The sequence below is a fragment of the Chitinophaga niabensis genome (genome assembly GCF_039545795.1).
GTDB lineage: Bacteria > Bacteroidota > Bacteroidia > Chitinophagales > Chitinophagaceae > Chitinophaga > Chitinophaga niabensis_B.
The window spans coordinates 3,271,962-3,294,711 of the sequence record NZ_CP154260.1; the positions used below are offsets into that span (position 1 = coordinate 3,271,962).

Below are 22,750 nucleotides of genomic sequence, written 5' to 3' on the forward strand. Positions count from 1 at the left end.
ATGAACCCTGATGCAAAAAAGCAATTTGTGAAAGTAACAGAGCAGTCTTCCCGCCACCGGCATTTAGAGCAGATGAGCGTGAAAGAAATACTAACCCACATCAACGAAGAAGATACCGGGGTACCTGCAGCAGTGCAGTTAGCGATCCCCGCCATAGAAGCATTTGTGCTGGCAGCGGCAGACAAGATGCTGTCTGGCGGCCGTTTATTCTACATGGGAGCTGGCACCAGCGGGCGGCTGGGCATCCTGGATGCATCTGAGTGCCCACCCACTTACGGCGTGCCTTTTGACCTGGTGATAGGGCTCATTGCCGGAGGCGACAGTGCCATCCGCAGAGCAGTGGAAAATGCGGAAGATGATGAAACACAAGGCTGGAGAGACCTTCAGCAGTTCAATATTTCAGAGAAAGATGTTGTGGTAGGTATTGCAGCCAGTGGCACTACGCCATACGTGATTGGTGCATTGCGCAAATGCAGGGAGAACGGGATCCTCACGGGCAGCATTTCCTGCAACCCGGGCAGCCCGGTGAGCGATACGGCTGACTTCCCGATCGAAGTAGTGGTAGGGCCTGAATTTGTAACAGGCAGTACCCGCATGAAAAGCGGCACTGCGCAAAAGCTGGTATTGAATATGATCTCTACCTCCCTCATGATACAATTAGGCCGTGTAGAGGATAATAAGATGGTGAACATGCAACTTACCAACGATAAGCTGGTGGACAGAGGGGTGAAAATGCTGATGGAAAGAGCGCATATCAGCGATTATGAAAAGGCAAAACAATTGCTGGTGGAACATGGCTCTGTGAAGAAGGCGCTGATGGCTATTGGTTCTTAACGCATAAACGCTTACATCAAACTATTCATTGGTTCTTAAATCTGCAAACGCACAGGTCTTCATAAAGAAGGCGCCGCCGGCACTTGTGTTCTTAATGCGTAAACGCTTACATCAACCAAATAAAAAAAGGGTCCTGGTTTTACCGGGACCCTTTCAGTTATCTGTTAAAGTACTTGTTCACAGCGTCTGTTCTGCTGCGTACATGCAGCTTCTCGTAAATGTTATGTACGTGCCGGCGCACAGTTTCAATGCTAATGAATAAGTTTCCGGCAATCTCTTTGTACAGGAAACCTTTGGACAGCTGGTCCAGGATCTCTTTTTCCCTGGAGGTCAGTGCTTCCAGTGCGGGATTAGGTTTTGCCTGTTTCTGGAAATAAGCTACTACCCTTCTTGCAATCTGAGAACTCATAGGCGAACCGCCATCGTGTAAGTCACGTATAGCGTCCAGTAATTCTCCAGGTGATGTTTTCTTGAGTATGTATCCACTGGCACCTGCTTCAAGGGCCATAAAGATCTTGTCGTCATCTTCATAAACCGTCAGCATCATGAATTGCATGTCGGGGTATTCAGCTTTCAACCGGATAATACATTCAATTCCATTCATTCCGGGTAGGTTGAAGTCCATCAACACTACATTGGGCAACAATTGGGGCACCTTTTCAAGAGCAATTTCTGCATTGTTGAAAGCTCCAATACACGCGTATCCTTCCGAGCCATTGATCAGGAGCTCCATGGCAGACCGGATATCATGATTATCTTCAACAATAGCCACAGAGATGATATCCATGCTATTTTGTAGCTTTTTTTTCGAATATACCATCATTTCAGTTTAAAGTCATAACACCAAAATGTTATAAAAATCAAATTTAATTTAATTTAATGGTATATCTAAGAAAACTGTTGTACCATCCTGAGAGATAATGTCTGCCTGACCATTCACCTGCTGCATCCGCTTCTCTATATTTTTGAGGCCATTGCCGAACAGGCGTACCTTTTCAGGATCGAAGCCCTTCCCATTATCCTTGATCATGATGGTCATATTTTTAAAAACTTTTACCTCAATAATAACATCTGTAGCCTTGGAATGCTTCAAAACGTTGTGTAAAGCTTCCTTAACTGCCAGGTAAATGTGCCGGCGGGTACCTCCGCTTAACTTAACGTTGGGGATATTTTCCGGGATAATGAAGTGATGTTGAATATGCGCATGCTCCAGGAAGTCTGCCGCAAAACTCCGCATATAAGCAATGAGGTTGGCCAGGGAATCGTTGGAGGAACTCATCGCCCAGATGATCTCACTCATTTTGTCCACCAGCTCCCCTGCTGCTTCAGAAATGCGTTCTATCTCTTTCGTTTGCCCGGTATCCTTGATCTTCCGTTTGGCGATCTCGCTCAGCAAACGGATAGTAGACAGGCCAGAACCCAGATCATCGTGCATATCGCTGGAAATACGTGCTCTTTCCTGGTCTACCGCCTGTTCCTTTTCCAGCTTCAGCTTCTCGTTCCTGATCTTGTAATCCAGGTAGAGGGCAGAGAAGTAGTACGCGATACCCAATACTAACAACAGTAACAGGAACCTGAACCAGAGTGATTGCCAGAAGGGTATCCTGATAACGATCTCCAGGGTGGTAGGCACGGGGTTCCATACTTCATCATTATTACAGGCTTTCACCTTGAAGGTGTAATTACCGGGCCGCAGATTGGTATAACGCGCCACGCTCTGGTTACCTGCCATCAGCCAATCCTCGTCCGCCCCTTCCAGCATGTACTGTACTTTGTTCTTGAGGGGATTGGTGAATTCCAGCGGCACATATTCAATAGCAATGGTGTTCTGGTTATACGGCAGTTCCACCTTTCTGAGCAGTGAAATGGTTGTATCTGACTTAAAAGGTTTATCCAGTACCTCCAGGCGTTTAATGATCACCTGTGGGGTGAAGGGGTTATTCCTGAAGTTACGGGGATAGAAACCAGTTACGCCGCGGATACCGCCAAAGAACAACTCCCCGTCCATAGACTTGAAGTAGGCTCCCGTGTTGAATTCGTTGGATTGCAGCCCGTCTTCAAAGTTATAGGTCACCAGGTTATCGGAGTTCTGCTTGATCTGTGTGAGTCCTTTATTATGACTGACCCATATACCATCTTTGTCATCTAACAGTACCCCATATACGTAATCACTCACCATGCCCGTATAGTCATAGCTGTTATAATGGGATTTCAGCTTGTATTGTTCTGTAAGGATGAGCAGGCCCTTATTGGTGCCTAACAACAGTTCCTTATGCGCATTCTTGTTGATGGATTTGATCTCCAGGTCTTTCAGCTCTAGGGGGATCTTTTCCCATACACTCCCCTTCGCATCCCTCCAGTAGAGATTAGCCCGGGTGCCTATATACTGGTTGCCCCAGAAGTCTTCAAAGAAACAGGTCAGCTGCTCCCCGGGGAAACGGTGAACGATCGCCGCCTTATATCCTTTCTCTGCTTCAGAGAACATGAGCAGGTATTCCCCGTAGTTGAAATAGGTTTCGCCATTGGGGCGTTTGCTGATGAAGGGATAGACATCGTCCTGCACCGGCAGGCCCAGTGACTGCAAACGCGGCGTCAGGTCACGGAATTGTTCTGTTTTTATGTTGAACAGCCCTATACTCCCTTTTACAAAATGCAGCCAGAGTGATTCATAGTCTTCCCGGCAAATGCTGTGCAGGCTGTTCACCGGGAATTTGCCCGGTGTAGTTTCGTTGGAGATCCTTTTGAGGTACTTCCCTCCTTTCTCATAAATATCCAGCCCATCCTGCAGCAGTCCCACATACAAACGGCCATCGTCATGTTTATAAACGGCTTTAACAATGTTGTGGGTGATCCGCGGAGAACGGTAGAGAGAGAATACTTTTTTATTGGGCGAATATTTCTTCAGGCCATCTCCGTCTGTTCCTATCCACATATTATCGGCCCCGTCCCGGTAAAGGGAAATGATCTTGTTGTAGGAATTAGCCTCGAAGGTGTTAAAGCTGGTGATATGATTCACCACTTCGTGATTGGTTATGCTGTAGATCACAATACCGTTATTTCCGCCTATCCATGCATTTCCTCTGTCGTCTACTTCTATGGCAGTGGGTATGAACAGTTCCCCGAGTTCATTGCGGTCCACAATGGGAAGGTCTGTATACTTATTCCGTTTGGTATCGAAAATGGTGATATGACCGGCACTCGCTAACAGCAAAGAATCTCCGTTCAATACTTTCATGATCGTTTTCTCAGCCAGCGTAGGCAGGCAGAAAGTAGTTAAGCGGGCTGTATGGATATCCATTTTCACCAGTTGCTGGGATTCGAAGGACATCCAGATATTATTGCCCTGTTTCACTACCGCCTGTGGTACCTTTTTGCGTTTTACGATCGCGGGTGGATAGAGGATGATCTTCTTCAGTTCATAAGTGATATTATCGAGGAGGTATAATCCTTTCAGCGGGCGCCATACCCAGAGGGTTTGTGTGGCTTCATCTTCTCCCAGGATGAGGAATTTGCGGGTGAAGTCCCTTTCGTTTTCATTTACATAGGTAGTGTCCAGGAAAATGGCGCGGAAGGTGTTCTTATACCGGTCGTACAAACTGATGCCCAGGTTATGGGACACGAGCATTTGACGGCGGCTGTCCTGGTAAAAAGAATGGTTGCGGGTACCCTGCAGGCCAAAGCTTTTAATAATAGCACGCCCCTGCTGGGATACGGAATTATACAGGATACGCTCTTCCGGTTTTGGATTAGACCTGTTTTCAGAAGGATTGAAACGGTATTCGTTAAAAACATAGCCATCAAAGCGGTTCACCCCATCAAAAGTAGAGATCCAAAGGAATCCTTCATCTCCCTGAATGATACTGTAAATACTGCTTTGAGACATTCCTTTGTCTACCCCGTACGCGTCGAAATTATACGTCCTGTCCTGTGCAGGAGCAGGTAGGGCAATGGCGATAAACCATAGGGTAACCAGGATGCCAAGTTGTATTGCTGATCGCATTAATTGGTTATAAAGCTATTAGCTGGTTTACGGTAGATGCAAATATAGAATTCTGCGCTACACTTTCTAATTTATTCGTATTTTTCTTATATATTATTCTTATAATCATCAGATATGAAACCTGCTATATTGCTTTTCATCCTGTTCATGGGAACACCTGCCTATGCACAAATATCTACATCACCTTACAGCATCCGTTCATTAACCACTTCCCCTATTAACAGCATCCGCGGCCTGAGTGTTGTAACGGATTCCATTCTGTGGGTATCCGGCACACAGGGTAAAGCGGGCAGAAGTACAGATGCCGGCAGCACCTGGGAATGGTATGATATTCCTGGTTGCGACACGGTGGATTTCCGGGATATAGAAGCCTTTAACAGTGAGAGGGCCGTCATTGTATCTTCGGGGGAACCGGCCAGGATATATCTCACCGTTGATGGTGGAAAAAACTGGAAACAAACCTATTACAACGACACAAGAGGCATTTTTTTAGACGCCATGGATTTCTGGAATGAGCGGGAAGGTGTGATCATCGGAGACCCTATTAACGATCTGTTCACCATCCTCCGTACCAGCAATGGCGGGGAAACCTGGGAGCCGATGGCGGGCCCCAAAGCATCTTCCGGTGAAGCCTGTTTTGCTGCCAGCGGCACTACTTTAAGGGTGCTGAAAGACAATAACTTTGCATTTGCCAGCGGAGGTACCGTTTCCCGTTTCTTCCGTTTTAATGGCAAATCCTGGCATATTACTGCCTGGCCCGCCACGCAGGGCCTTTCTACAACCGGTATTTTTTCTTTTGCCTTTCGTGACGGATCAAATGGTGTTGCTGTGGGAGGAGATTACAAGGATGTGATGCAGGAAAACCGCAACTGCCTGATCACCAAAGATGGCGGCCGCAGCTGGACGGCCCCGGTATTGGCTCCCCGCGGTTACCGCACAAGTGTTGAATACCTGGACAGTAAACGGCTGATCGTTACCGGCCCCTTTGGCACAGAGCTTTCTGGGGATGGCGGCAGCACCTGGCTTCCACTGGGTAATGACCCGCAGGGATATCACGTAACCCGCAAAGCAAAAAACGGCAGCAGGGTTTACATGGCAGGAGGAAAAGGTCGTATAGCAGTATTCGATATAAAGCAATAAGGGCCACGAAAAAGGCGCCCTGGAAAGGAGCGCCGTAATTTTTAATACGCTTATTGTATCACAACCGGAACAATAGGTTAAAGCAAAAAGTACATGTTACCTAAGTTAACACATATGACTGCAATATTTCAGCGAACTTCGCCAATACTGCATTTTTTATTGTAAAAGCGCCTTTTAGTCCTTTAAATGCAACAAAAAATATACTACAACCGTAGATTTTTTCATTAATTTAGATTGATTTAGGCTGTTAAAGGCCCTGGTAACTATTATTGTAATTGAAATAGATCGGCGCGATGCAAGTGGCAACATCTTCGGGTAAGTACTCGATAAAACATTATCCGGACACAATTCAAACGTGGAAAAAGGAAGGGAACTATTTTTATTTCTATACCTCTACCACCATCCTCGAACTTCGGGTTATTTCCGATAAGATCGTTCGGTTCCGCTATGCGGCGGATGGGCAATTCCAACGGGATTTCTCTTATGCTGTGACTGAGAAACTGGAAGAATCCCCTGAATTCTTCGACATCCGCGAATGGGCGGATTCCTTTGAGATCATCACTACCGCTATCCGGGTGTTCGTATCCCGGGAAAACCTGCGGATCACTATCACGGATATAGACGGGCGGATCATCAACCAGGATGAAACTGGTTTTCACTGGCAATATTACCTGCAAAAAGGCGGAAAGATCGTGTACTGCACCAAACTGGTACAGGAAGGCGAGGCTTTTTACGGCTTGGGTGATAAAGCTACAGAACTGAACCTCCGCGGTAAACGGTTAGAGAACTTTGGTACGGATTCCTACGGATTTAGTAAGGATACCGACCCTTTATACCGGAATATTCCTTTCTACTATGGCCTGCATAACGGCATAGGATATGGTATCTTCTTCGACAACACTTTCCGCACCCTGTTCGACTTCGGTCATGAAAGAGATGATGTGAGCAGTTTCTGGGCACGCGGAGGAGAAATGAACTATTACTTCATTTATGGCCCCGAGCTTTTAAAGGTGGCCGAATCATATGCCCGCATCACCGGAACCGCAGAACTGCCCCCTTTATGGGCACTGGGGTACCATCAATGCCGCTGGAGCTATTTCCCTGACAAAAAAGTGCAGGAAATAGGTAAAACCTTCCGCGAAAAAGGCATTCCCTGCGATGCACTTTACCTCGATATTGATTATATGGAAGGGTTCCGCTGCTTTACCTGGAGTAAAGAAGGTTTCCCTGACCCTAAAGGCCTTTTGAAGGACCTTGCCCAGCAAGGCTTCAAAACCGTGGTGATCATAGACCCCGGTATCAAAGTAGATCCGGAATATCCCATATATAAGGAAATGGTAGAGGAAGGATATGCCTGTAAACGGGCAGATGGTGCTTTGATGGAAGGGGATGTATGGCCTGGTAAATGCGTATTTCCTGACTTCACCAATCCCAAAGTAAGGGAATGGTGGGCCAGCCTGTTCCAGGGCCTTACAGATACCGGCGTGCGGGGTGTTTGGAATGATATGAATGAACCTGCGGTATTCGAACTGGGCACATTCCCGGAAGATGTACGACATGATTACGACGGAGAAAATGTAAGTCACCGTAAAGCACATAATGTATATGGCCACCTCATGAGTAAGGCTACGGCTGCAGGGCTGAAAAAACACCTGATGCCGCACCGCCCCTTTGTGATCACCCGTTCCGCCTATTCCGGCACACAACGCTGGAGTTCTGTATGGACGGGAGATAACATTGCTTCCTGGGAACATCTCTGGCTGGCTTCCGTACAATGCCAGCGCCTGGCAGTTTCCGGTTTGTCTTTTGCCGGCAGCGATATCGGCGGATTTATCGGGGAACCGGATGGTGAATTGTATACCCGCTGGATCCAGCTGGGCGCTTTCCACCCGTTGATGCGCACCCACTCTGCCAGTAACGATACAGGTTTTGACCAGGATCCCTGGAGCTTTGGGCCGGAATACGAAGCCGTGGTAAAATCGTTTATCCAGCTGCGTTACCGCCTGCTGCCATACTTATACACCACATTCTGGCAATACGCAGCATATGGAACGCCTATGCTGCGCCCGCTGGCTTTTGTGGCGCAGGAAGATGAGAACACGCACGATCTCAATCATGAATTCCTGATGGGAGACAGTATCCTCATCAGCCATGTCAGCGAAAAAGGCATGAAAGAAAAATCAGTATACCTGCCTGCAGGTACCTGGTACTACTATTTCAACGACGAGCGTTTCAGCGGAGGTAAGGCTGTAACAGTACCTACCCCTCTTGCAGAAATGCCTGTGTTCATAAAAGGCGGCTCAGTGATCCCGCAGTATCCTGACATGCAGTATGTGGGAGAACGCCAGATCATGGAAATGATCCTCCAGGTATACCATGGAGAAGGCACTACCCACAGCATACTGTACGAAGATGCCGGCGATCATTACGCTTACAAAACAGGGCAATATAACCTGATACGCTTCAAACAAACATCTGAAGCGCAGCATTTCAGGCTGAAAAAGAAGTTTGTGGGCCGTTATGAAGCGGATTACCTGCATCACCGGGTGAGAGTACACGGGTTGCCCTTCAAGCCAACAGAATACGTAGTAGACGGAGAAGCTAAACCACTTCAGCCGCAGCATTGGGTGAACGGAATTGTGGAACTGCTGCTGGAAAGAAAGTTTGAAGAATTAATACTGAGGTAGATGATAGGGGTAGCCCCTGTGTTTTCCGTCTTTAAATTAGCTGAAAACAAGATCACTATACCGCTTTTGCCAGTCGATCGGGGCCGGAATATGCGTGCTGCCTGAGGGTAGTCCGCAAATTCCGGCTTATTTATTGCCATTAGCAGATAGGTACAATAAAAAAGACTTGGCTAAAGAACACCAATCAACTATATTTGTCCACAAATTTGATAGACTAATAACATCATGGCCCATTTGAACTTGTTAGCATTTTCGATTGGCGGGTTCATGTTCTTCATAGGACTTGAATACCTTGTTTCGCGCAGGACCGGAAAGAATTATTTTCAGTTTGCGGAATCCATCGCCAACCTTAATATAGGTATCGCGGAAAGATTACTGGATATTTTTGTAACGGGGTTATTCTATTTCTTCTTTGATTTTATCTACCGCAATTTTGCCTTGTGGCATTTTAAGCCCACCTGGTATACCTGGTTCCTCCTGTTCCTGGCCACAGATTTTGTGTGGTACTGGTACCATCGCCTTGCACATGAGGTAAACATCCTCTGGGCGGCACATGTGGTGCATCATCAGAGTGAGGACTTCAATTACACGGTTTCTGCCCGTATTACAGTTTTCCAGGCAGCTTTCCGTTCCCTGTTCTGGGCAGTGCTGCCATTAATGGGCTTCTCTCCTGCCATGATCACTTCCCTCCTGCTGGTACATGGCCTGTATCCTTTCTTCATTCATACACAAACTATCGGTAAACTGGGGATCCTGGAGTATTTCATGGTAACACCTTCTCATCACCGTGTGCACCACTCCTCCAACGAAAAATACCTGGATAAGAACTATGGAGATGTGTTGATCATCTGGGACAAAATGTTTGGCACTTTCACGAAAGAGGAAGATGCTGAACCTTGCGTATATGGATTGACCACTCCGCTGAAAAGCCACAGTTTCCTCTGGCAGCAGTTCCACTTCATGCTGGAATTGGGGACCGCCTTTAAAAGGGCTACCAGCTGGAAAGGCCGCTGGAAAGTACTCTTCGGCAAACCCGATGATATTGATCCCAACATCAGGCCGCAGCTGGAACTGATATGGCTAAGGCAACGCGGGCCGCAGGAACAAACAAAGGGCCAGCGGATCTATGTGGTACTGCAAACAGGCCTGAGCATTATACTCCTCTTTCTGACCACTTTATTTGAACATTATATCCCGGCGGGATTATCTGTTTTCATTGTGTTGTTCATTATTGTGAGCCTGATGAACTCAGGGGCTATCCTGGAGCAAAAGAAATGGTTTTTCTACCTTGAATACAGCAGAATGCTGCTGCTGGCCATCGCTTTCCTGTTCTACGTTCCACACCTGTATGTATTTATGAGCGTATTACTGTTTGTTGGATTGCTGACGTTCTACTTTTCAAGGATCAGAGCATATTTTCACCGCTGGTTATTCCAATAGGTAATTATTCCCTCTATGAAAAAATATCTCCTGACCTGTGTAGTCCTGTTTTCAGGCTGTGTATCCAATTACCAGTCCACCACCTTTTATGTGAAGAATAACGCCAATAAACCTATCAACTTCAAAGCAAGTGTGGAGAAATTGAGCAGCATGGGTCCCTTTGTTGTTACACAACCTTTTACTGTGCTGCCTCAGGACAGTGTATTGGCAAGATATGTTAAGCTCAGGAAAGACGCCCCTCCCACGGCCTGGTTCACTGAGTTCATCATCTTCCCTGTGGACAGTGTGCGGCTGAATGATCCTAAGAATGCAGATAACTGGGTAAAAACAATTGATGCAAAAGGTAAACCTGTTTATACTTTTAACCTTGCCAAATGAGAGTTCTTTTTATTCTCCTCTTCCTATGCTCCGGCCTTACCGCTATGGGGCAGGACCTGTTTGCCAGGCTGCAGGCCATTTCTAACAGCGGCACTGATTTCTTCAATGTAGATGGTATTGAGATTACGAGCCAGCAGGTAGCCATCCCTTTCACTGAAAAGGGCATTCAGAAGAAATATAAACGTTACGATCTTAAAACGCTGGGAACAGACAGCCTGCTTCCCTTTCCCAACTTCTATAGTTCTGTTTCCACCGAAGTGGTTCCCGGTACTACGCAGATCACTTCTTATTATTTCATTGAAGGTGTAACGGCTATTACGTTTGCCTCCATCAACAAAAAAGATCAGGCATTTGAAAGAGCGTTTGTAAAACTGATCAGGGATAAAAGCATTCCTAAAAGTGTATATACACCGGTTGAAATAGACAGTATCAATTTTGCAGGCAGGAAAATACCTTTGGGAAGAAGCTGTTACTGGATGGGCATCAACAATGTGCAATGCCCTCATTACGGGCAATTGAACTGGAGTGTGCATCAAACGCAGGAAGATGCTGCACAAAGTGTAACCAATCAGAAGAATATGATCAAAGCAAAGAAAGGTGGTAAGATCGTGTCTGAAGAACCTGTGGAAGTAATCTTTGAAGCCGCTGCTGTAAAAGCAGAAAAGGCAGTGTACGATTTTAAAGGGGTTACTGGTCTGTTAGCAGGCATGAGTGGTGGAAAAACCCTCACCATTTATTTTGTAAGTGCCCCGGTAAGAGAACATTATGTGAGTTGTGTGATGAGTTTCTGGAATAATGATGTAGTGAATCCGAGTGGGCTCCCGCCGCTTTTGGAGCATGTGATGAAGTTGAAATGATAAATTATGTTCTCTTTTTAATTAAAAAAATATTAATTTGTTTATGTAAGCCCTAAGGATATCAAGAACTATCCGCGATTGCCCTGAACCATGCAAATATCCTGAAATCCTTACCCCGTGATGTTACCCGCACGTTAATCCTTCATTTAAAAATACAGACATGAGAAAATTGTTTTACCCACTTATGCTTTTATTGTCCATACATGGATATGGGCAAGACCTTTATTACACTTACCATGGCAAAAAGATTCCATTAAAAGCAGATAGCAGTGCTGTTTATGTGGAATTTGACAAGCCTGAATCTGCGAAACTTAATTTAGCAAAAAACAGCGGCGTATCCAGCGCTATTTTGTATGGAACTCAGGGTATCCTGTTCCATAACGCCAGAAATGAATTCTGGAATAAAGCGGTATCAAGAGAAAAAAACATCCTGTTCAGTACTCCCATCCTGAGAACGGAAAAATCATTCATTATTCCCCGTCCTTTTATTCTCCTGCAGCTAAAGAATGGAGAAGGTGCTATTAAAGCCGTATTGGACAAATATGCACTGGGGGATTCAAAATATGAATCATTAGGCAGCCCGGGGATGTATAAAATAACATACCTGAAAGGGCCTTACCGGGAGTTGTTGAAAATATGCAACAGGATAGCAGAAGATAAAAATATAACCTGGTGTGAACCTGACTTTTTTAGTGATATTAAGCCCCACAGGAGAGGGCCACTTTACCCGGATCAGTATTATCTGAACAATACTGGTCAGTCCGGGGGCACTGCAGGTGTTGATATCAGGGCGGAAGGCGCATGGCTGTCCACAACAGGGGCAGGGACATTGCGGGTGGCGGTAATAGATGAGGGAATGGATGCACACGAAGATTATGCAGGCCGGCTGCTAAGCGGGTATACTATCGGAAATCCTTCCGGAAACGGAGCCCCGGGGTATGCGGGTGCTTATCACGGTGTTGCCTGCACTGGTATCATAGGCGCCACACATAATAATGGTTTAGGGATCAGAGGTGTCGCACCTGGAGTTCAGTTAATACCGGTCAATATCTTTCCATCGGGCGTTGCTTCTGACGCTGATATTGCTGCAGCTATTAACTGGGCCTGGAATTCCGGAGCGGCAGATGTGTTGAGTTGCTCCTGGGGTGGAGGCGAGCCTTCCAATGCGATTAGAGACGCATTCAATTCTGCCATGACCCTGGGCAGAGGTGGTCTCGGAAGTATTGTTGTAGCTTCTTCAGGAAACGGTGGGAATGAGGATGCCAGTTTTCCCAGCAACCTTCCGGGCATTATTACAGTAGGCGCCTGCGACCACAATGGCGTTGTCTGCGGATACAGTCAACGGGGCGCTTCCATGGACGTGGTTGCTCCCTCTGCAGATGATGATGATGCAGGCGGTATATTTACGACAGACCGGATGGGCGCAAATGGGGCCAATGCCGGCAATTATATGAATAATTTCGGTGGCACCTCTGCCGCATGCCCACAGGTTTCAGGCATCGCGGCATTGATCCTTAGTATTAATCCTAATTTAACAGTCAGCCAGGTCACTAACGCCATTCAGCGTTCTGCTACTGATGTAGGGCCTGCCGGATTTGATCATATATATGGTTTTGGCAGGGCAAATGCCTGCAGGGCTTTAGAGCAGGCAATTATAGAAACAGGTATTTCCGGACCAGCTGTTTTTTGCGGCTCCTCCGCCTCCTACAGCATCAGCAACTATCCCGGTTTTACTTTTCAGGGCTGGTCCATTCCTGTTGGGGAAACACGCGTAACCCTCAGCACAAATGGTAATTCCGCAACCTTAACCAAGTTAATGGATGCAGCTGTTATGCTCACGGCTACTTATACTTCTCCCTGCGGAGGAACCATGGCTGTAAATAAAGTGGTGACTATAGGACTTCCAATACTCACAACAGTTAACATCGAAAATTTAAATTATCCCGGGAATATCTGCTATACAGATCCCTTCAATAATGCTTATCCCATTATGGAGCCTCCGGGATCTCATGCAGACTACTTTGATGTAACGGTAACACCTCCTACTGGCTCTCCGAACAACTTCACTACATTCGGTACTGAATTCGTAGTACCAGTGAGGAGACCAGGTACACATACCATTTCAGTAACACCGGTAAATGCCTGTGGTACCGGTGCCGCGGTGGTATTTGATTTTGATGCGGTGGACTGTTCATTATTCTCTGCACGTTCTGCTCCTGGCTCCAAAACCAGCGCTTCCGGTAAGGGCATCACTGTTAGCCCTAACCCTGCTTACAAAACCGCAGTGGTCACTTTCAACGGGCAGCAGAAGATCAGTAAAACAGGCGGCATGCAGTCCACAGAAATCCGCGTATTGGATATGAATGGCGCGGTGAAACTAACTAAACGTGTACCGCAGGGTACTAATAATGTACCACTGGAGATCGGAGGATTACCTGCCGGTATGTACATTGTTGAAACTCGTAATGGCGGTGTTTCGCATACGGCAAAACTGATGGTCACCAGGTAAAACTTACACAAACAGGGCCAAAAAAAAGGCTGACCCAATGGTCAGCCTTTTTTATTTTATTGTGGATACCCGGTATTCTGTTTCATGCCACTCACATCTATTTCACTTCTTGGGATAGGCAGGATATTCCTGTAATCCCCCGGTGCCAGTGTAATCGCTTTCCAATGGTCCGGTGCTGCTCTTACCAGTGTTTCTTTCTTCCTGGTAAGGTCATACAGGCGGAAGCCTTCTCCGAAAAGTTCTTTTCTTCTTTCGTTACGGATCTCCAGCTTCAGGGCTGCTCCGGTATTTACGGATTTAACAGCGCCTGTGATAGCTCTCTTCTGTACTTCAAACAATGCATCCTGTGCTAAAGCATCATGGCCTTGTTCAGATTCTCCTTCTGCTTCAATCAGGTACATTTCAGCAGAACGGATCATTGGTACGTTCAGGTCCCATGAACCACGGAACAGGAATTTATTGATGAGGTAACCGTCTCTGGAGAACATGATCTCATCCCGTTGCAGGGGGTTTCCGGCTGCACCACCCACCATGGCTTTGTTCACAAAGAATTGTTTCTTGCGGATATCAGCATCTGCAAAAAGATCAAGGAAGGTTTTTGTTGCACGGAAAGTGCTGTATCCAATATCATAAGGATCCAGGAAAGATGCAATCTGCACGTAACCGGTATTGTCGTCAGAACGGTATACCAGGGTCCAGATCCATTCAGGTGTTTTATCTACGAATCCGTTCAGCAGTACACTTCCGGCAGGCAATGGAAAACCTGCTGGATTAGTTGGAGTTGCGGCACGGGCCAGTTTTGCGTGTTCTACTGATTTATCCCAGATCTGCATATCCTGGTAAACCCTTGCCAGTAAACCATTCACTACATTGATCGTCATTCGTCCTACACCATGGGAGCGGGTAGTACTGATATTTTCCTTTGCAAAGAGAAGGTCTGCCAGGATGAAATCATAGTCATCTTTCACCGTACCTCTTTCTGGTATTTTATCATTTGGTCCCAATACTTTGTCCACAACAGGAATGCCCTGTGAGGCGGGATCAACAGAAAAAGGTTGTGCAAACTGGCGTACCAGTTGCAGATATGCCCAGGCACGTAACGCTCTTGCTTCTGCCAGGAAATCTTTCCTGGTTGCTTCACTCAGCGTTGTTGATTTAGGCAATTCTGTGATAGCCACATTGGTGTTGGTGATCAGCTTGTAACCACCTGTAAAGAATCCTCCGCCATAACCAGCTGTGGGTGATTGCAGATATTGGTATTCTGTTACAAAGCGGTTGTAGTTACCTGTTGATACAACCAGCAGATCCCCGCCTTTTACATCAGAGGTTAAGGATGCCTGTGTATTGTATGTTGAGGTAGTAATGAGATCGTACAATCCATTCATCGCTGCCTCTACTCTTTCCGGCGTAGAGAAAGCGGAAGCTGCATCGATCTGCGCAAAAGGCTTTGTATCTAAAAAGTCCTTGCTGCAGGATACAGTAGTGATAGCAAGTATAAAAAGTAATCGTTTCATAATTAAAAGTTTTTCAAGTTAGAAACCAACATTCAATCCCACAGAATATGTTTTCACATTGGGAACATCATTATCTGCTGTTCCACCAATGGCCATTTCGGGATCTACTCCTTTATGCTTAGCCCATGTAGCTATGTTTTCAGCTGACACATACACACGAACGTTTGCTAAAGGTGTTCTATTGATCAATGACTTTGAAAGTCTGTAACCCAGTGTTATATTTTTCAGCCTGGCATATGTTCCGTCAAAAAGGAAACGGGAAGAAGTACTGTTGCCGAGATCTGTGTTCCTTGGTACAAACCTTGGAACATCGGTAACATCACCTGCTTTTTTCCAGGCCCTGAATGCGTCTGTTCCCAATTGTTGACCGGGAGTAACACCATCATGTGAAAGTTGTGCGAGTGAGTTATCGTAGATCTTACCACCTACACTGAAAAAGGTGAGGATACTCAGGTCGAAATCTTTATAAGAAAGGTTGTTATTGAAACCGCCATAGAATTTTGGCAATGCTGAACCAAGATCATATCTCGTAGCGAAATTGTAATCTTTGGTCTTTACTTTTTTACCAGTAGCCGAATCCTGGTACCATTGGGGTCTGCCATCTGCAGGATCTACGCCGGCATACTCCCTGATATACCATTGGTAACGGTCCTGACCTACTTTCCAGCGCTGGGCACCGTTGAGGAGGGAGTCTACGTTCATTTTCTGGATCACGTTCTTTGTAGTAGTAATGTTTAAAGAAGCGGTCCAGTTAAACTTGCCGGTTTGGAAAATATTAGCCTCTACCATGGCTTCAATACCTGAGTTCTTCATTTTTGCAAGGTTGGTAGCAATAGTGGTGAACCCGGTGAGGTTGGATAAGGGCTGATCAAACAATACATCTTTTGATTGTCTTGAAAAGTAAGTGAATTCAGCCCTGAAGCGTTTCAGGAAAGCGAATTCAACACCAAGATCAAGTACTTCATTGGTTTCCCAGCGCAGCTTTGTATTTTCCAGCTGCGTGTAACTGATACCGGGTAAACCGTTGTATTTATTAGCAGTTCCATACAAGCCAAGGCGGGCATATCTGCCGGTAAGGTTATCATTACCTGAAGTACCATAGCTGGCTTTGATCTTCAGCTCATCTATCCATTCCTGGCTTTGCAGGAATTGTTCTCTACCAATTCTCCATCCGCCACCTACTGACCAGAATGTTCCGAAGCGGCTGTCTTCTCCAAAAATAGAAGAACCATCTCTCCGTAAACCGGCTGTGAGGTAATAGCGATCAGCAAAATTATAGTTGATCCTGGAGAAAAGGGAAGAGATCCTTTTTTCTGTAATGGAAGAAGAAGTAGCTACAGGTGTTGCTGCTGCAGAAAGTTCCACGATACCATCGAAAGGAAAACCGGTAGCGTTGGCGCTGAAGTTTTCATACCTGTACTTTACCGCTTCCTGACCTACCAGCACATCTACTGCGTGTCTGCCAAACTGGTGATTGTAGGTTAATGTATTGGTGAGGGTGAGCACGATATCTCTCGGACGGAATTTAATAGTACGGCCTTTTACACTCGCACCATCTCCATTCACCGGGTTGTAGAATTGTGTTTCAAGGATGTCTATATAGTCCGCTGTTCCGGATGTTTTGAATCTGAAATCTTTCAGGAAGTTGAGCTCAGCCCATCCATTCACGATACCTCTTACCGTTTTAGCCTGGTAGATGTTCTTTTTGCCCAATCCTACCGGATTGTAATCAAACACTACAGGTGTGCGGTAGTTGTACAGGTAACCGCCGGCAGGGTCTGGAATAGGTGCTCCCTGTGCATCCAGCCTGTATAAAGGATATACGCTGGCCACTGTTTCTGCAAACCGAACGGGGTTTGCTGCACCACCTGCACCCGCAGGTGTATTTTGTTCTGTATAAGACAGTGTGGTATTAGTACCTACTTTCAGGAAGCTGGTAGCATTATTTTCAAGATTGATCTTGGCATTATAGCGTTTAAAATCGGATGCCAGTACAATACCTTTTTGATTAAAGTAGCTGCCTGCGAGGTAGAACTTTGTTTTTTCATTACCTCCGGAAACATTAATACCGTAATCCTGTGTACGGCCCTGGTTCAGGATAGCATCCCTCCAATCTGTATCATAGAGTAATCTTACACCGGGATTGAGCGTACCATCTGCTCCGTAAGGGCGTGTGCTGTTATAAGGAATACCCGTTACTCCAAGCGCAGCGGAATCGCTCATGTTAGCTTTGTTAGCTGCGGTAGCAGGATTATCTCCGGCAGCCAGGTTAGCATTATAGTAATAATCCCACCAGTACTTGTAATACTGCGAGGCATTCATCATTGCGTGGCGATCTACTGCAATAGAAGACCAGCCGTTATTAGCAGTGAAGTTAATATTGGATTTACCTGCGCGGCCTTTTTTAGTGGTGATCACAATCACACCGTTAGCAGCCCTTGATCCATACAAACCTGCTGCAGTAGCATCTTTCAGTACAGTAATGGTTTCAATATCTTTTGGGTCTAATGTAGCGAGTACGTTAGCTGTAGTTGAAGCCTGTGTGAAATCTCCTTCTGTGATAGCTACTCCGTCTAATACATAGAGCGGCTGACTACCGGCCAGGAATGATCCCACCCCGCGGATCCTTACAGTGCTGGAACCACCGGGCTGACCGGATGCGCTTTGCACGGTAATACCCGTAGCCTGCCCTTGCAGGGCTTTTTCAAATGAAGCTACAGGCCGGGCTTCCAGTACTTCTCCTTTGATGGTAGAAGCACTTCCGGTAAAGGATGATTTTTTCTGGCTGCCATAAGCTAATACCACTACTTCATCCAGTGCTTTTTCGCTGGAGAGTAGCACAACATTGATCACGGATTGTGTGCCGATAGCTATTTCTTTTGTTTCTAATCCGATAGAAGAAAAGATCAGAGCTTTGGCCGTAGAAGGTACTTGTAAAGAGTAGGTCCCATCTTCTTTGGTGATAGAGCCGGAGCTGCTGCCTTTAATACTGACAGTGGCAAAGGCAATAGGGGCAGAAGTGTTATCTGTGACTTTCCCCGAAATGGTCCTGGTCTGTGCAATGGCTGGCAGGATCGCCATCATGGCAAGCCAAAGGAAAAGCGCTTGCTTCATAATCATTAGCGTTTTGATTGTTGAGTAATTTAGATTTGGTATCCCGATTTAGTCCCGATTTAGTTATGATAGGGGGGCATGTAAAACTTAGATTCATACCTGGCATGGGTGGCGGTAGGCCAGATGGGAAATTGGTTCACGTATGCGAAAAATTAATGAAGGGCATGGAAGTAAAACTTCAGCATAAGCACGATAAGTTTAGGTTAAGTAAAAAGGAATAATAAGGGATTCCCACGTTTCGTCGATCTAGATTTCTGTATGGGGGCAAGATAAGAATAACCGCTTATCCAGTTAATAACACAAACGTTTGATTCCAAAACATGAAAAGTTTGAGAATCAGATATTAATATTAATTATTTGTAGTCCGAAAAGAGGTTATGCAATTGCTTCGTCCACCTTATCTACTACGGTACCATTGATACCGGCATTGAGATGTTTGGTGCCATACAGCAACAACTTCTGCAATATAGCATGGAGCACCCTGGTGTCTACAGGCTTGCGGATATAACCATCCATCCCCAGCAGGATGAACTCCTGTTCCTGCTCTTTAAAGGCATCTGATGAAACAGCTACAATGGGGATGTGTTTCAGCTGTTCATCTTCCCGTAATGTGCAGAAGGTTTCGCGGCCGCTCATAACGGGCATATGCAGGTCCATCAGGATCACGTCCGGCATCACGCTGCGTGCCATCATTACCCCTTCTGCCCCATCGTGGGCAAAACTTACCTGGGTAATGCCGATGCGGGCCAGGAAGTGCTTCATGATCATGTGATCAATTTCGTTATCATCCATCACTACCACTTTAGTGTCTGCCGGCAGCGGCAACAATGCTGTGGAAGAGGATTGTCCATTATCGGTATCTGTGCTTAGTTTAAGTGGCAGGGTGATGAGGAAATTACTTCCTTCCCCGGGCACACTGCTCACCTGGATGTTACCGCCCAGTAATTCTGCTTTGCGCTTGGCAATAGCCAGGCCCAGGCCGCTTCCGCCATACTGCCTGTACACTTCTTTATCTCCCTGCTCAAAAGGCCTGAAAATAGCCTCCTGCTGCGTGAGTGAAATGCCATTACCCTGATCGCAGATCTGGATCAGGATGCTGTTACTGTTGTGCAGACATTTTATCCGGATGTCTTTCTCCGCCGGGGTAAATTTGATAGAGTTGGATAACACGTTATTGATCACTTGTGCCAGCATCACTTTATCGCTCATGATGGTTTCCGGGAAACGGCTGTCCATTTCCAGGTGTAGTACTACGGATTTAGTACTGGCAATACTTTGGTAGATACTCACGGTATTCTGCAACCATTCTTTCAGGGAGAAAGGTTCCAGCTTCACGTCATCGTTTTTACCGGCTTCTATTTTTGATAACTCTAACACGTTGTTAATTAATTCCATGATATTATTACTCGTTGCACCCAGGCTTTTGGCCATCTGCCTTGCCTGTGGATCTGCTGCTTCTGCATTGCTCAGCACATTGCTGAGCATTTCACTGATGCCTATAATAGCGTGCAAAGGCGTACGTATTTCATGGCTCAGTTCACTGATGAACTGCGATTTAGCCACATTGGCCTTATTGAGGGCACTGGTACGCTCTTCCACCAGTTGTTCCAGGTGCTGGCTGTAAACCAGGAGCTGCTTACGCTGTTTCTCATTTTCGTTCCGGCTTTTCATCAGGGAAGTGTTCCTGCTGCGCAGGGTACGGAGCAGGTCCATGATATTGTGCTGGTACAGGCTGATAGCCAGGTAATTAAGGAACAATACTACAGGCATCACCATCCAGCGGTACAAGTTCTGGGTGGTTTCTGTAAGTGGCAAAGGTTCCACAAGATCATAATAATAAATGAACTCCAATAGCACCAGGCAAATAATTGGCATCAAAGCGCAAATAAACCGGGGAATTTTTTCCTGGGGGCGCCAGATCAGCAGTGCAACACTCATCAGGAACACGGCCAGCAGCTGTACTTCCGTAACGCGGCCAAGAATGCTGCCATAATACAGGATAATGGAAATGAAGATGGCATGCAAGCCAATGCGGGAAGCGATGAAATGCTTTTTATAATTCAGCCAGATCATTGCAAAGAATGCCGGGCAAAAAAGTAATACTGCCGGTATCAGTATGTACAGGGAATGTAAGAGCAGGTAAAATGTCACACCATAAATAGCCACGAGTATTCCCGTAACCAGGCTGACAATATTTACGACTTTGATCCTCCTTGCGTCTTCCTTATTGGAATTTTGCAGGATGCCCATCATGCAGATCTCCTGCATCCAGGTACGGAGTGTTTGGGATATGATATTCGCCATCACGAATAGGTTTAATTAAAACAAACAGTAAAGCAATATAACAGTTGTTCAAATCGGGTTTTTCATTTCACTGTCCGGGCTGAATAAAAGGCATGTGTTAGCGTAAACAGTTTTGGTTGAACGTGTACATAAACTAAATGGTCATTAACAATTAAGCTAAGTGCATTCGTGGGTATTTACGCAGTTCACAGGCATATGGATTGCGGAAATCAAAAAAATCCGATCCCCTTCTATCTTATTAATAATCAGTTCTTTTTCTTCTTTCCTCCCCCCTGTTCATGAGGCAAAGGGGCTGCATTAGCGGGTCTGCGGTTGCCCATAACGGAGTTACTCAGCTCTCCCCGTTCATAGGTTTCCCTTAACATTACACCCTCTTCATCATAAATCCTCCACTCTCCCTGACGCACGGAATTACCCTTACGCGTTACCTCGGTAAGTTTTTCTTCCTGTGTTACGGGATCGATCACCATAATAGTATCTTTCTGGCCTTCAATATCTGTGGCTACCATCATGCCTACCGCGCTGATCTTACCATCCGGGTAGAAGTATTTGCAAAGGCCATCGAGGGTACCGTTCTTAAATGTTTCTTCTGCCAGCAGATCTCCATTGATGGTGAACTTTTTCCAGATACCTTCTTTACGGTCATTTTTGTATACGCCTTCCCAGCTGAAACCGGGTTCTCCGCGAATAGATTCAACCTGCTCTATCCATGGGCCCTGCTTACGTTTTTTGGCATCTGTCTGGTTAGTCACTTCCTGGGCGGAAGTGATAAGTGTAGTGCATGCGAGTATAATAAGTAAACTAAGTTGTTTCACAGGAATTCAGGATTTTATGGTTGTTTAATTCTATTCACAATGTAAGTTTTTTTCCGGCATAAAGCAAGAAAGGAGCCCGTTTTTGCAGGCTCCTTTCTTAACGTTATATGACTTCAATTATTTCTTCACGGTGATGGTAGGCACCTTGGTTTCTTTCCCTCGCTCCACTTTCACATCTGCAATGGTAGTATCTCTGTAACCATTGCCTGCATTTACGAATACGCTGTAAGTACCTGGTTTCAAACCGCGTACTTTGTATTCGCCATCCCTGCCTGGAATAGCATACAGAGAATCAAGGTTGTTGTATACGGTGATAATGGATTGTGCATCTTTCGGTAATACTTTACCGGACACTGCACCTGTTTGCTTAACCGTCCATACATGGATCACTGGTTTGAGGATGAAGGTACCTCTGCTCACCTGGATGATAGAGCGTTGTACGTCAAAGTCCAGCCAGAGTTGCAGGTTATCCGCAGATACCTGATCCCACTCGTTATGCCTTACTTTGATCACCAATTTTACCTGGCCGTTCACAGAACGCAGCGGATAAGAAATACTGTCCTTCATTAATGAATTGTTTGGACCTAATGTAATGCGGATCTTTTCTATACGGCCTTTACGGATGGTACCGGTAGCAAGGTTGGTATCTACACCATTACGTAATTGCAGCAGGTCATATACACCGGGGCGGATACCTAAAGAATCCCATACTTCACAACTATCATCTTTATCGCGGCGGTCTTCCCACCAGCCACAACGGTCGCGGTCATCCCAGCGGTCATCGTCTTTATCTTTTGCACAGGTATCGATCAACACTTCTACTTTCCTGATATCAATATTTACTTTGTCAAAAAGGCCGGGGTCATCTGTGAGCATGAGGCTTACTCTTTGCTGGCCTGGTGGAATAGCAGCCGGTTCATTGGAACTGTCTTTGCTGCAGGCATAAATGATTACGGAAAGGGTGCCCAATAGCAATATTGGCATGCCCAGCTTGCGGAACACGTTTTTCATAATAAAGAATGGTTTTAGATTAGTGATCGTTTTTCAACCTTATATGGATACTGATACAGAAACGCCTGCCGCAAATTCTTATTGCCCACTGTGGTTAGATATGGTCTTTCTTTAAAGGTTTAATCGATGCAAAAAAATATTTTTCGC

General features: G+C 45.9%; 14 protein-coding genes. 7 read left to right on the forward strand and 7 right to left on the reverse strand.

The features are described from left to right. Nucleotides 1–834, forward strand: coding sequence for an N-acetylmuramic acid 6-phosphate etherase (gene murQ, locus AAHN97_RS12710; protein ID WP_343308008.1), 834 nt, complete (start codon nucleotides 1–3; stop codon nucleotides 832–834). A gap of 157 nt (nucleotides 835–991) precedes the next feature. On the opposite strand, the gene AAHN97_RS12715 is transcribed toward murQ, so the two are convergent. Together AAHN97_RS12715 and AAHN97_RS12720 are read right to left on the reverse strand one after the other, a co-directional pair. Next, on the reverse strand, nucleotides 992–1,621 hold the full coding sequence (locus tag AAHN97_RS12715) for a response regulator transcription factor (RefSeq protein ID WP_234979631.1): 630 nt from the start codon (nucleotides 1,619–1,621) through the stop codon (nucleotides 992–994). Nucleotides 1,622–1,705: 84 nt separating this feature from the next. Continuing rightward, nucleotides 1,706–4,834, reverse strand: coding sequence for a sensor histidine kinase (locus AAHN97_RS12720; RefSeq protein WP_343308010.1), 3,129 nt, complete (start codon nucleotides 4,832–4,834; stop codon nucleotides 1,706–1,708). A 114-nt stretch (nucleotides 4,835–4,948) separates the two neighbouring features. On the opposite strand from AAHN97_RS12720, the gene AAHN97_RS12725 reads away from it, so the two are divergent. The 6 genes from AAHN97_RS12725 (at nucleotide 4,949) to AAHN97_RS12750 (ending at nucleotide 13,845) form a co-directional block, all read left to right on the forward strand. Further along, a complete protein-coding gene (locus tag AAHN97_RS12725; RefSeq protein ID WP_343308011.1) occupies nucleotides 4,949–5,974 on the forward strand; it encodes a WD40/YVTN/BNR-like repeat-containing protein in 1,026 nt (341 codons plus the stop codon). A gap of 293 nt (nucleotides 5,975–6,267) precedes the next feature. Next, nucleotides 6,268–8,661, forward strand: a complete 2,394-nt coding sequence (locus AAHN97_RS12730; RefSeq protein ID WP_343308012.1) for a glycoside hydrolase family 31 protein — start codon at nucleotides 6,268–6,270, stop codon at nucleotides 8,659–8,661. A gap of 234 nt (nucleotides 8,662–8,895) precedes the next feature. After that, nucleotides 8,896–10,101 carry a sterol desaturase family protein gene (locus tag AAHN97_RS12735; RefSeq protein ID WP_343308013.1) on the forward strand — a complete coding sequence of 402 codons (1,206 nt, stop codon included), beginning with the start codon at nucleotides 8,896–8,898 and terminating at the stop codon, nucleotides 10,099–10,101. A gap of 15 nt (nucleotides 10,102–10,116) precedes the next feature. After that, the gene (locus AAHN97_RS12740; protein ID WP_343308014.1) at nucleotides 10,117–10,479 is read left to right on the forward strand and encodes a hypothetical protein; all 363 of its coding nucleotides are present in this window, start codon (nucleotides 10,117–10,119) and stop codon (nucleotides 10,477–10,479) included. Next, nucleotides 10,476–11,336 carry a hypothetical protein gene (locus tag AAHN97_RS12745; protein WP_343308015.1) on the forward strand — a complete coding sequence of 287 codons (861 nt, stop codon included), beginning with the start codon at nucleotides 10,476–10,478 and terminating at the stop codon, nucleotides 11,334–11,336. Before AAHN97_RS12740 ends, AAHN97_RS12745 begins: the two co-directional genes overlap by 4 nt. 160 nt (nucleotides 11,337–11,496) lie before the next feature. After that, a complete protein-coding gene (locus AAHN97_RS12750; RefSeq protein WP_343308016.1) occupies nucleotides 11,497–13,845 on the forward strand; it encodes a S8 family peptidase in 2,349 nt (782 codons plus the stop codon). Nucleotides 13,846–13,901: 56 nt separating this feature from the next. Here AAHN97_RS12750 and AAHN97_RS12755 read toward each other — a convergent pair whose 3' ends face one another. The 5 genes from AAHN97_RS12755 to AAHN97_RS12775 form a co-directional block, all read right to left on the reverse strand. Then, on the reverse strand, nucleotides 13,902–15,359 hold the full coding sequence (locus AAHN97_RS12755; protein ID WP_343308017.1) for a RagB/SusD family nutrient uptake outer membrane protein: 1,458 nt from the start codon (nucleotides 15,357–15,359) through the stop codon (nucleotides 13,902–13,904). 18 nt (nucleotides 15,360–15,377) lie between these two features. Then, nucleotides 15,378–18,473: a SusC/RagA family TonB-linked outer membrane protein gene (locus AAHN97_RS12760; RefSeq protein WP_343308018.1), complete on the reverse strand. Its 3,096-nt coding sequence runs from the start codon at nucleotides 18,471–18,473 to the stop codon at nucleotides 15,378–15,380. Between the two features lie 375 nt (nucleotides 18,474–18,848). Beyond that, nucleotides 18,849–20,777 carry an ATP-binding protein gene (locus tag AAHN97_RS12765; RefSeq protein WP_343308019.1) on the reverse strand — a complete coding sequence of 643 codons (1,929 nt, stop codon included), beginning with the start codon at nucleotides 20,775–20,777 and terminating at the stop codon, nucleotides 18,849–18,851. Between the two features lie 245 nt (nucleotides 20,778–21,022). Continuing rightward, nucleotides 21,023–21,592, reverse strand: a complete 570-nt coding sequence (locus AAHN97_RS12770; RefSeq protein ID WP_343308020.1) for a toxin-antitoxin system YwqK family antitoxin — start codon at nucleotides 21,590–21,592, stop codon at nucleotides 21,023–21,025. Nucleotides 21,593–21,709: 117 nt separating this feature from the next. Beyond that, nucleotides 21,710–22,603: a DUF4382 domain-containing protein gene (locus AAHN97_RS12775; protein WP_343308021.1), complete on the reverse strand. Its 894-nt coding sequence runs from the start codon at nucleotides 22,601–22,603 to the stop codon at nucleotides 21,710–21,712. Nucleotides 22,604–22,750: the final 147 nt, after the last annotated feature.

What these genes read in the sequence shown, in the direction of transcription:
- murQ (WP_343308008.1), top strand. Translation starts at nt 1, where the DNA reads ATGAACCCTGATGCAAAAAAGCAATTTGTGAAAGTAACAGAGCAGTCT.
- AAHN97_RS12715 (WP_234979631.1), bottom strand. Translation starts at nt 1,621, where the DNA reads ATGGATATCATCTCTGTGGCTATTGTTGAAGATAATCATGATATCCGG.
- AAHN97_RS12720 (WP_343308010.1), bottom strand. Translation starts at nt 4,834, where the DNA reads ATGCGATCAGCAATACAACTTGGCATCCTGGTTACCCTATGGTTTATC.
- AAHN97_RS12725 (WP_343308011.1), top strand. Translation starts at nt 4,949, where the DNA reads ATGAAACCTGCTATATTGCTTTTCATCCTGTTCATGGGAACACCTGCC.
- AAHN97_RS12730 (WP_343308012.1), top strand. Translation starts at nt 6,268, where the DNA reads ATGCAAGTGGCAACATCTTCGGGTAAGTACTCGATAAAACATTATCCG.
- AAHN97_RS12740 (WP_343308014.1), top strand. Translation starts at nt 10,117, where the DNA reads ATGAAAAAATATCTCCTGACCTGTGTAGTCCTGTTTTCAGGCTGTGTA.
- AAHN97_RS12745 (WP_343308015.1), top strand. Translation starts at nt 10,476, where the DNA reads ATGAGAGTTCTTTTTATTCTCCTCTTCCTATGCTCCGGCCTTACCGCT.
- AAHN97_RS12750 (WP_343308016.1), top strand. Translation starts at nt 11,497, where the DNA reads ATGAGAAAATTGTTTTACCCACTTATGCTTTTATTGTCCATACATGGA.
- AAHN97_RS12755 (WP_343308017.1), bottom strand. Translation starts at nt 15,359, where the DNA reads ATGAAACGATTACTTTTTATACTTGCTATCACTACTGTATCCTGCAGC.
- AAHN97_RS12760 (WP_343308018.1), bottom strand. Translation starts at nt 18,473, where the DNA reads ATGAAGCAAGCGCTTTTCCTTTGGCTTGCCATGATGGCGATCCTGCCA.
- AAHN97_RS12765 (WP_343308019.1), bottom strand. Translation starts at nt 20,777, where the DNA reads ATGGCGAATATCATATCCCAAACACTCCGTACCTGGATGCAGGAGATC.
- AAHN97_RS12775 (WP_343308021.1), bottom strand. Translation starts at nt 22,603, where the DNA reads ATGAAAAACGTGTTCCGCAAGCTGGGCATGCCAATATTGCTATTGGGC.